The sequence below is a fragment of the Siccirubricoccus phaeus genome, assembly GCF_008360935.1.
In the GTDB taxonomy this organism is placed as follows: Bacteria; Pseudomonadota; Alphaproteobacteria; order Acetobacterales; family Acetobacteraceae; genus Siccirubricoccus; species Siccirubricoccus phaeus.
The window spans coordinates 1-8935 of record NZ_SRXO01000041.1; the positions used below are offsets into that span (position 1 = coordinate 1).

General features: G+C 64.4%; 15 protein-coding genes. 9 read left to right on the top strand and 6 right to left on the bottom strand.

Annotated features, from left to right (window positions below):
- Positions 1 to 50 precede the first annotated feature (50 nt).
- Entirely contained in the window at positions 51 to 428 is a 378-nt protein-coding gene (locus E5N76_RS28860; RefSeq protein WP_187830478.1) for a DUF4238 domain-containing protein, read from the bottom strand.
- Positions 425 to 1426 (bottom strand): plasmid replication initiator TrfA, encoded by a 1002-nt coding sequence (trfA, locus tag E5N76_RS28865; RefSeq protein WP_235907957.1) that lies wholly within the window; start codon positions 1424 to 1426, stop codon positions 425 to 427. The genes E5N76_RS28860 and trfA overlap by 4 nt, the downstream gene beginning before the upstream one ends.
- A 702-nt stretch (positions 1427 to 2128) precedes the next feature.
- Here trfA and E5N76_RS28870 point away from each other — a divergent pair.
- The 5 genes from E5N76_RS28870 to E5N76_RS28890 all read left to right on the top strand — a co-directional run bounded on the left by E5N76_RS28870 (position 2129) and on the right by E5N76_RS28890 (position 3957).
- Positions 2129 to 2407, top strand: a complete 279-nt coding sequence (locus E5N76_RS28870; protein ID WP_149541444.1) for a hypothetical protein — start codon at positions 2129 to 2131, stop codon at positions 2405 to 2407.
- Between the two features lie 111 nt (positions 2408 to 2518).
- A complete protein-coding gene (locus tag E5N76_RS28875) occupies positions 2519 to 2794 on the top strand; it encodes a BrnT family toxin (protein ID WP_149541445.1) in 276 nt (91 codons plus the stop codon).
- Positions 2778 to 3032 (top strand): BrnA antitoxin family protein, encoded by a 255-nt coding sequence (locus E5N76_RS28880; protein WP_149541446.1) that lies wholly within the window; start codon positions 2778 to 2780, stop codon positions 3030 to 3032. The genes E5N76_RS28875 and E5N76_RS28880 overlap by 17 nt, the downstream gene beginning before the upstream one ends.
- A gap of 367 nt (positions 3033 to 3399) precedes the next feature.
- Entirely contained in the window at positions 3400 to 3600 is a 201-nt protein-coding gene (locus E5N76_RS28885; RefSeq protein WP_149541447.1) for a hypothetical protein, read from the top strand.
- Positions 3601 to 3711: 111 nt separating this feature from the next.
- Positions 3712 to 3957 (top strand): type II toxin-antitoxin system ParD family antitoxin, encoded by a 246-nt coding sequence (locus E5N76_RS28890; RefSeq protein ID WP_149541448.1) that lies wholly within the window; start codon positions 3712 to 3714, stop codon positions 3955 to 3957.
- Between the two features lie 219 nt (positions 3958 to 4176).
- On the opposite strand, the gene E5N76_RS28895 is transcribed toward E5N76_RS28890, so the two are convergent.
- On the bottom strand, positions 4177 to 5784 hold the full coding sequence (locus E5N76_RS28895) for a type IV secretory system conjugative DNA transfer family protein (protein ID WP_149541449.1): 1608 nt from the start codon (positions 5782 to 5784) through the stop codon (positions 4177 to 4179).
- A gap of 19 nt (positions 5785 to 5803) precedes the next feature.
- Here E5N76_RS28895 and E5N76_RS28900 point away from each other — a divergent pair, with 19 nt between their 5' ends.
- Together E5N76_RS28900 and E5N76_RS28905 are read left to right on the top strand one after the other, a co-directional pair.
- On the top strand, positions 5804 to 6514 hold the full coding sequence (locus E5N76_RS28900) for a hypothetical protein (RefSeq protein ID WP_149541450.1): 711 nt from the start codon (positions 5804 to 5806) through the stop codon (positions 6512 to 6514).
- Positions 6507 to 7001, top strand: a complete 495-nt coding sequence (locus tag E5N76_RS28905) for a hypothetical protein (RefSeq protein WP_149541451.1) — start codon at positions 6507 to 6509, stop codon at positions 6999 to 7001. The genes E5N76_RS28900 and E5N76_RS28905 overlap by 8 nt, the downstream gene beginning before the upstream one ends.
- A 9-nt stretch (positions 7002 to 7010) precedes the next feature.
- Here the strand turns inward: E5N76_RS28905 and E5N76_RS28910 are convergent, their stop codons facing one another.
- Together E5N76_RS28910 and E5N76_RS28915 are read right to left on the bottom strand one after the other, a co-directional pair.
- Positions 7011 to 7301: a type II toxin-antitoxin system RelE/ParE family toxin gene (locus E5N76_RS28910; RefSeq protein WP_149541452.1), complete on the bottom strand. Its 291-nt coding sequence runs from the start codon at positions 7299 to 7301 to the stop codon at positions 7011 to 7013.
- Positions 7292 to 7582 carry a CopG family ribbon-helix-helix protein gene (locus tag E5N76_RS28915; RefSeq protein WP_207792147.1) on the bottom strand — a complete coding sequence of 97 codons (291 nt, stop codon included), beginning with the start codon at positions 7580 to 7582 and terminating at the stop codon, positions 7292 to 7294. Before E5N76_RS28915 ends, E5N76_RS28910 begins: the two co-directional genes overlap by 10 nt.
- 148 nt (positions 7583 to 7730) lie before the next feature.
- Between E5N76_RS28915 and E5N76_RS28920 the strand changes: the two genes are divergently transcribed.
- Positions 7731 to 7985, top strand: coding sequence for a hypothetical protein (locus tag E5N76_RS28920; protein WP_149541453.1), 255 nt, complete (start codon positions 7731 to 7733; stop codon positions 7983 to 7985).
- Between the two features lie 147 nt (positions 7986 to 8132).
- Complete coding sequence (locus E5N76_RS28925) at positions 8133 to 8636, top strand: hypothetical protein (protein ID WP_149541454.1); 504 nt, start codon at positions 8133 to 8135, stop codon at positions 8634 to 8636.
- Here E5N76_RS28925 and E5N76_RS30180 read toward each other — a convergent pair.
- Positions 8633 to 8935: hypothetical protein (locus E5N76_RS30180; protein ID WP_207792148.1), on the bottom strand; the 303-nt coding region annotated here is incomplete at its 5' end. The genes E5N76_RS28925 and E5N76_RS30180 overlap by 4 nt on opposite strands.

Genomic DNA, 8935 nt, shown 5'->3' on the forward strand with positions numbered 1-8935 from the left:
GCCTCGCCTGACCCCGATCCGCCTCGCCCACCGAACAACTCCAACCCGCATCACATTGGAACGGCTACCAAGCCCAGACGAATCGCGCCTATAGACCACGCAACGAAAAATGAGGGGATTCCTGAGAGGTTGAGTAGGTATATCCTATCTTCTTCGCTCTGGATTTCATTGGCAGCAATCGTTCGCGCCAATGCCTTCGCCAGCTCGCTTTCAAAATCGGCCAACCCAGATTCTATAGCGTCGATTGGGTGACCTTCGGCCTCAATGGAATGAAAATCCCTGATTGCCGCGACATTCTCCGGCGCGGTTTCAAAGTGGTTACGGCGTTTGAGATCGACGACAAAGAGTTTTGGCTTCTCCCGGTGTTTGGTGAAGCCTTTCAGGTAGCATTGCGGTACGAAGTGATGCTTGCGCGCGACCGGCTTCATGGCCTGCCATGGTTCTGGAAGTAGCGGGCGCACCATTTGGCGAAGGCGGCATCCGGGGCGCGGGGGAGGGGCTTCTGGGTCTTTTGCATCCAGGCCTTCCATTGGCCCTCAAGCCCGTACACGTCCCAGCCTGGCGCGGCCTTGCGGGCTGCCTCGTAGCCGTCCTGGGTCAGGCGCACCCGGTCATAGGCGATTGCCTCCCCTGAGCCATCGGGGAGCGCGCGTCGCGGCCAGACGGTGAGCACGTCATCGGTGAAGGAGAGCGCGTAATCGGGCATGTGGCCGTGCGCCTGGTCCTGCTCGACGATCTCGCCCACCAGGCGGCGGAACTCGCGCAAGGTGGAATTCGAGCCGCATTTCTTCTGCAGGAGATCGAGCGAAATCCGCCATTCGCCCTGGCGGCCGCAGTGCTTGCGCGCCAGCTCGTAGATGCGCCGCTCTAGCGGCTTCCTCAGCCGGAAATAGTCCCGGTGCAGGGTCAGCACCTCGTTCGAATGGATGGCATTGAACACCCAATCCGAGAGCGTCACCTCGACATCGAGCATGCGCCCCTCGCGCGTCTCCCGCACGATCCGCACCCGATCGACCAGGCTGAAGATGTCGATCATCTCGATGCCGCCGGTGATGATGTTCGTCTCGATCTGCGTGCCCTGCAGGCGCTTGAAGGCGGCCCGGAGCTGCTCATAGCCGCGGCCGTCGATGCCGCGGTTGGTGGAGATCAGCAGATCGTAGGCCTTGAAGCGCAGCACCTTGGAGACAGCCCGGCCTTCGTTGAGCGCGGCCATCACCTGGCTGATGCAGAAGATCAACACATCGCGGTCGTGCACCGTCGCCAGGCCGAGGTCGGAAGGGCTGACCTGCAGGAAGTGTCCGTTGTGCTCGTAGCGCCGCGCCCGCCGGTCGGGCTTGGTGGAGAGGCTGAAAATCGGGTGCTCCATCGAGGCCATGTCGCCCTTGGGCGCGGCGTCGAAGAGGTCGCACACGAAGAAGTCCGGCACGGTGTGCCGGACGGGCAGGAGCGGCGAGCGCTGATGATTCGTGTCTTCACCCACGGGGCACATCGTCACGTGTCTTCACCCACGCTTCAAGCGGATTCGTGTTTTTACCCACAGGTCCGAAGCGGACCTTCTTTCGTGTATTTACCCACGTTCTTTCGTGTATTTACCCACGCTTTTTCGTGTTATCACCCACGCTCGCGAGCTTCGCGACGCCAATTTACCAAGTTAATTCAATGGGTTATAGTCTTACCAGAATCCCGTAACAGATTCTCTAACACATATCTAACACACGGGACCTGTGGATAACTGCCGAGCGGGGGGGGAGGGAAGGTACGGGCACTTTGGGGCGGGGAGCGGACGGCGCTGCGCGCCGACCCTGTTTGTTTGGCCGCTGCGCGGCGGGCATGCGCCCCGACCTGCATTCAGCGTCCCTACGGTTCTCGGCCCTGTCAAAAGCGGGTCCTCGCCATGCTCGGATGCTGACGCATCCTGCGCGTGGCTCCGGTCCCGGCGCTAAAGCGCCGTTTTGACAGGGCCTGCGATCCTCCGGGATTCGACCTTGCAGGGCCGAGCCGAGGAACGGGCTTTTTTCAGACCGACCAAGGAACAGGGTTTAGAGGGGCGGCGGGGCCGCTTTGTCTGCGAGGCAGCCAAGGGGGCGAGCTCGCGCCATGATCCCCGGCACCAGCAGGAGCCGGGACGATGACGGAAGGCAGGAAGACCCGCACGGCCGCCGAGATGCAGGCCATGTTGCCAGCCATGCGCGAGCGCGTGCGGCAGGCCGCAGCGGCGAATGGCGGGACTGCCCCGCTCGCGGCCGTGAAGGCCCTCGCGGTCGCAGAGGCCGCCGCCGCCTGGGCGGAAGCGGTTGAGGCGGGCGCGGACCCCGAAACCGTCGCGGCGGCCGTGCGGACGCTGCAACAGGCGAATGCCGAACTCGCGGCCGAGACCGCCCCGCCCCCGTCAACCTATCGACCCTGATAGGGTTCACCCCCCCGAGGCTGGCCCCTCCCCTCCCCCGGCAGATGGGATAGAACGGGAAACGTTATATTCCCTTGACCTGTACATACAATTTGTTATAACATTATTTCGATGATCTTCGAATGGGACCCGAACAAGAACGCCAAGAATTTGGAAAGGCACGGAATTTCCTTCGAAGAGGCGAGCCTGATTTTCGAGGGGCCGGTGCTGTCCCAAGTGGACACGCGCAACGATTACGGCGAGGAGCGGATCGTCAGCATTGGCCTGATCCGTGGCGTTGTCGCCGTGGTGGTGGTGCACACCGACCGGCAGGGCAAAACCCGCCTGATCTCGGCCCGGCTCGCGAATCGGAACGAAAGGAGCAGATACCATGGGCATTTCCGATAAGCGCCTGAAAGAACTGGCGGCGCGCAGTGATAGCCAGATCGACTACAGCGAAATTCCCGAGCTCGATGCGAGCTTTTGGAAGAACGCTCGCCTGGCCGAGCCGGATCGCACGCAGCCGGTGACGCTGCGCGTCAAGCGGTCCGTGCTGGAAGCCTACAAGGCGCAGGGCAAGGGCTATCAGACGGTCATGAATGCCGTGCTGGAGAGCTACGCGCGCACCCTCCCCAAGCCGGATTGAAACTCTCGCCCCCCCGAGGCTGGCCCCGCCCCTCCCCCGGCAGATGGGATACCGGCCTCGCCGCCGGAACGGTCAATCTCGACAGGCGCAATCGTCCAAGACGATTGAAAAGCCTCATTCTTTGGAGGACCCGCCGGAGGCGGGCCGCGCAGCGACATTCTTCGGAGCCGACGCCTAAAGCGTAACATTGCGCACAGCGAAGGCGGAAAGCGGCTGCGCGTGGCTCCGGTCCCGGCGCTAAAGCGCCGTTTTGACAGGGCCTCCGATCCTCCGGGATTCGACCTTGCAGGGCCGGCCGAAGAACGGGCTTTTTTCAGACCGACCAAGGAACAGATGATTTTTATTGGAGAATGAATTAGGGTTCAGCATGGAAAATCAGAAGAAAGCAGATTATATTGCCCTTGCTACTGAAGAATTTCGGCGTGTTGTCGTGTCTATTGACGGATGTCCGGATGTTTTATTCTTGCCTAGACCGACGAATGAGGCGGAACGGGAGGGGCTTCGCCTGTTCGTTGCTGAATTGGATGCGTCCGGAATCAATGTTGCCGTCCAGCTTTGCGACGATTGATCCATCGATTTCTGCGAGGCAGCCAAGCGGCTGATGCCGTGAGGAATGCCCAAGGCCTGCGCCGATACCAATATATAATACCATATATTGGTATAGAAAGGGCAGGCATCCATGGCGCGGAACACGTCGATTTCGTTGGGCGATCACTTCGCCGCCTTCGTTGACCAGCAGATCGAGCGGGGGCGGTTCCAGTCCGCGAGCGAGGTTGTGCGGGCAGGCCTGCGCATGCTGGAAGAGCACGAAATCAAGCTGCAGGCGCTGCGGGCCGCCCTCATCGAGGGTGAGGCATCCGGCCCGTCCACGCCATTCGACTTTGACGCGTTCATAGCGGCGAAGCGCACACCAAAGCCCGAATGACGGGCTTTCTCCTATCCCCGGAACGAAAGTGGCCAGCCCCGAAGGACTGGCCGCCCATTTCGTGCGCGGACTATCCATCCCTGGGTTCCGCTCGCAAATTCTATCAATCTCCTTGAAAACATTCACCCATTTTGTGCCCTGTATCCTCGGGGGGTTTGGGGGGCAGACAGCCCCCCAAAACACGCGGGCCGGTCTGACCGACCTGGCGCGCCTCCGGCCTCACCGGCCCCGGTAGGGGTTCGGGTCCGTCATCGCCGCCCACGCCCGCCGCCTGAAGAACGGCATCACCCTCCCCCGCACCGGCCGCGCCTCCGGCCGCACGATGATCTGCCGGCCCCGCTTCATGCCGCTCAGCTCCTCAGGCCGGATCAGCGGCACACCGGCGAGGCCCGTCGAGGTGTCGCCGCGCGCGCTGATGTTTTCCGTCCGCACGGTCACGTTGCCCAGCCACTCGGAGAGCTGGCGCGCCTGGTCGGGATCGGTGATGCGGAAGAACTGCTTGTACTCGGCCGCGCCCCACAGCCGGCGCAGCCCGTCCTGGCCGTAGGTTTGGATGATCTGGCCGGGGTTTTGCGCGATCAGGTGCGCCCGCAGCCCCGCCTCCCGGAATTGCTCAAGCGCCGGCAGCAGGTTCGGCAGATAGCCGAGCGCCGGAAACTCATCCATCAGCAGCACCGTCTCCCGCGCCGCGCCAGGCTTGCCGATTTCCTGCGTGATCAGCGCCAGCACCAGGTTGAGCCACTTGCGGTCATCGCTCACCAGGTGATTGGGCGGGCAGATCAGGTAGAGGGTGAGCGGCGTCTCGCCCTTCAGATCGGAGAGCATGAACCCGCCCTTGCGGCTGACATGCTCCCCCAGGGCCGAGCCCTCGGAGTAGATCTTCAGGGCCGTCGCCGCCGTGCCCTGCGCGCCGGCGAACTGCGGTCCCGCCTGCATCGCCACCAGGCCATAGAATTTTGCCGCCGCGCCCCGCAGCGGCGCATCCGCGCTCGCCGGATGCTTGTCTTTGACCAACCGTTCCATGATCGCCGTCAGCTCGGCAGGGTCGTAGAGCAGCGCCTGCAGGGCCGGCAGCGTGCGCTTGTCCGGCGGGAGCTTCGCGGCCTGGTACAGCATCGCCCATTCCAGCAGATCGCGCGCTTCCGTCCGCCAATAGGATTCCTCGCCCGGCATGTCGGGGAGCAGCAGGCCTGCCAGCATCGCGGCGGCCGACCGGCCCGCGCGGTCGAAGCCGACGAGCTGCAGCGGATTGAATCCCTCATCCCCCAGATCGAGGGCGAAGGCCGGATCGCCCATCAGCTCGTCGCGCCAGGGGTTGAGCACGACGACGCGGCCACGGCTCGCGCGCAGCCGGCGCGTCTGCGCCGTGATCGCCCCCTTGGGATCGGTGACGACGACAGAGCCGGCGTCGTAGGTGATCAGCGTCGGAATGATCAGGCCCGTCGTCTTGCCCGATCCCTGCGCCGCCACGGTCAGGCAATGCCCCTCCCCGTGCAGCGCGATATCCCGGCCCCAGAGCTGCCCCAGGAAGCGCCCGCCAGGCCGCAGGAGGCCTGCGCGCCAGAGCTCGAACACCGAGGCGAAGCGCGCGCGGCCGAAGATCTTCGGCATGCCCCAGCTCAGCCGCCATAGCCGGCGAACCAGGACGACCGCCAGGCGCGGCCCGATCAGGACGATGCCGGCGAGCAGCAACGCGCGCCACCACCACTCCCACCCGGCCGGCGTCTGCGCCCAGGCCCAGGCGAGCGCTTGGAAGAGCTGGCCGAACATCCAGACCACGAACCCGAAGGCCTGATTGAGACCCCTGTCGAGGTCGCGCGCGTCCACGCTGCCGGCCCTTCCATGGTTGACGAAAGCCAACCATTCTTACGATATTAATTCGATAGGCAGGAAGAACGGCTATCCCGGGATTGCAGCCATGGGCGATTGGAAGGACCTGATCCCCGTCGATGAAATCGCTCCGCTGCTCGGGGGGATCATCGTCTGGTTCGGCCTCAACTACCTCTACCTCGCCCCTGAAATCATCGCCCCGCGCCTGGCCCAGAAATACTACATCCCCGCCTGCCAGACGGCCGTCGCCGAAGGCCGGCGCGAGCGCCAGGCCGCCGTTGCTTCCCTGGTCGCGGCCGGCGAGCGGCGGATACAGGAGAACATGGAACGTCTCGCCCAGCAGATGCAGCAGGCCACGGGCGGCGCGCTCGGGATGATCTTCGGGGGCCGGCCTGGCAGCGACGAATTCATGCGCCGGCACGGCAACACCCTCCAGGGCTGGGCGAACAGCTACACGGCCCCTGCCCTGCAGGCCCGGCTGCAGCAGGAGCGCGCCGCCCTCGCCCAGGCGCTGCAGGCCGAGGAGCGCGAGGCCAGGCGCGGGATCATTCATGCCACGCCGGCGCAGTTCTGCGGCTGCGCCGTGACCGACGGGATGAAGGACCGCATCGACATGGCCGCCTTCACCGCCAGCCTTCGCCTCTACACCCCGGCCGTCGTGCGCCGCCTGGAATCCGGCGGCGTCGTCACCGAGGCCGGCCCCTGCGGGAAGCCTCCCATTGTCTGAACGCGCGCCCGGCCACGAGTATTTCCGGCACGGCCGCTTCCGGGTGACGGAGGACATCGTGCGGGCGCGCACGAAATCCATCCAGCTCTCCACCATCGAGGGCGTCGAGCTCACCCGCCCCCTGTTCTTCCTCGCCCTGGCCGTCTGCGCGGGCCTGGCAGGCCTCTCCGTCGTCTGGGGGGATATCCTCTACCCCGGCGAAATCGCCCTCTTCCTGGCCATCGCCGGGGGCGTAGGAGCCCTCGCCTGGAATGTCGGGACTTTGCGCGTGTTCAGCAAACTCACCCGCCAGCAGGGCTGGGCCGTGCTGTGGTGGATCACGCCGCTGCGCCAGATGCGGGACGCCATCGAGACCGCCATCGAGGACCGGTCCAGGGGCGGCCGGCCGAGAACCCCTCCCCCGCCGCCGCCGGCCCCGCCAGGCGCGGAGATCGATCCAGACGCCACGGTCCGGATCGTGCGCCCAGGCCTCCGCGCGCCGCAGTAAAGCCGCTCTCTAGCCCTGGAAGTCGTCCGGCCAACGCTGCCGGCCGTGCAGCACGCGCAGGATTTCGATGGCGTCGCCGCGCAGCCGGTAGGGCACGACGAAAGGCGTGCGGGATACCACCAGCTCACGGGTGCCGGGACGGCGGCCGGGGCGGCCCAGATGGGGGAATTCGATCAGGCCGGCAACAGCGCCCAGGACCAGCTCCATCTGCTCGGCCGCCGCGCCGGGCTTGTCGCGGGCGATGTACGCTCTGGCCGCCTGCAGGTCGCGGATTGCGGGCTCGGTCCAGACTATTCGCATTTCGGGGCCGGGCGTTCGGCGGGGCTATCCCACGACCGAACCCAGGCCGCCACATCCTCATGCGCAATCACACGGCCCTCGTCCGCCGCCTTGATCCCCTCGTCGATCGCGGCGAGCTGCCAGGCCTGAAGCTCGACATACTCTTTCACCGCCTGCTCGATGACCCAGGACTTCGGACGATCAAGCGCGGCCGCAAGCGCCCCCACCTGCTCATGCAGCGCCGGCTGCAATCGCACGCTGACAGGCTGGCCTTTGCTCATTTCGGGTTCCGTTCCGGTCATCCCACTACGATACACTACATCGCGCTACAACACAAAATCATTCCGATGTCAGCCGGATCGGTCTGCGGCTTTGCCGTGGGGTTTGCTTCGACCGGCCTTCCTCCGGTTGGGCTGGCGTGATTGCCAGCCCAACAAAAAGGAGAAAACCATGTTCACGAAAGCAAACCCCACGGCAAAGCCGCAGACCGGGCAGCCAGAGGGCGAACGTCCTCCCTTCCGCGCCTGGATCGTCATCGACGGGACGGATGGCGGCAAGCCGATCTGGACCGAGGTGACCGGCCTCTGGCCCACCCAGAAGGGCGACAGCCTCACCGGACAGGTCCGCCGGCCGCTGCGCAACCTCTCGACCAGTGACCGCCCCCGCCTGGTGATCATGCCAAGCAAGGCTCCTGGCAAGGGCTAACCCCTCCCCGGCCCTGCAGCGTACCGCAGGGCCGGTTTCCGCTAGGGTTGCCTGGTGAGGCATTGGGGGTTGCCCTGGTGTCAAAGTTGGGGATAAGGCAACGGTTAGCCTGCAGCCGGAGGCGATACCCGTGCTACCGTTGCCTTCATGAGCGATTTACCATTAGGGCAACCCGTCGTGTTTACCCTTGGCCAAGCAGCCAAGGCGGCCGGCGTGAGCAAGCCTACCCTATCGAAAGCCATTAAAAGCGGCCGCCTTTCCTGTGAGCAGGAGGCAGACGGCACGTATCGAATCCAGGCCGGGGAGCTGTTTCGGGTTTACCCTCCTGACCGGGAAGGAAACCCCTCTAAGGCAACGGAGGAAACCCCAATGGAAACAGAGGGAACCCCCCCGTTGCTTCAGTATGAAGTTAACCGGTTGCGTGAACGGTTGGCCGATCAGGAGGCCGAACGGGACCGCGAGCGACGGCAGCTCACCGATCAGATCGATGACCTGCGCGAGCGGCTGGACCGGGCGGAGGAGGAGCGGCGGAAGCTGACGGCCATTCTGACCGATCAACGAAAGCCCGAGCCGGAGCAGCCACTAGCCCCGCCGCAGCCGGTGCAACCAGCATCGCGCGGACTCCTGGGATGGTTCAGGGGCAGGGGTTAGCTCAGGGGTTGCCGGCCCGGTAAGCCTGGGTCAAAGAGCGCAGAAATCAACGGAAAGGGCAGGGGTATCCCTTGTTCGTAGGCTTGGGATAGCTTGGCATAGCTTGGCATAGCTTGGCATAGCTTGGCATAGCTTGGCATAGCTTGGCATAGCTTGGCATAGCTTGCATAGCTTGCATAGCTTGCATAGCTTGCATAGCTTGCATAGCTTGCATAGCTTGCATAGCTTGCATAGCTTGCATAGCTTGCATAGCTTGCATAGCTTGCATAGCTTGCATAGCTTGCATAGCTTGCATAGCT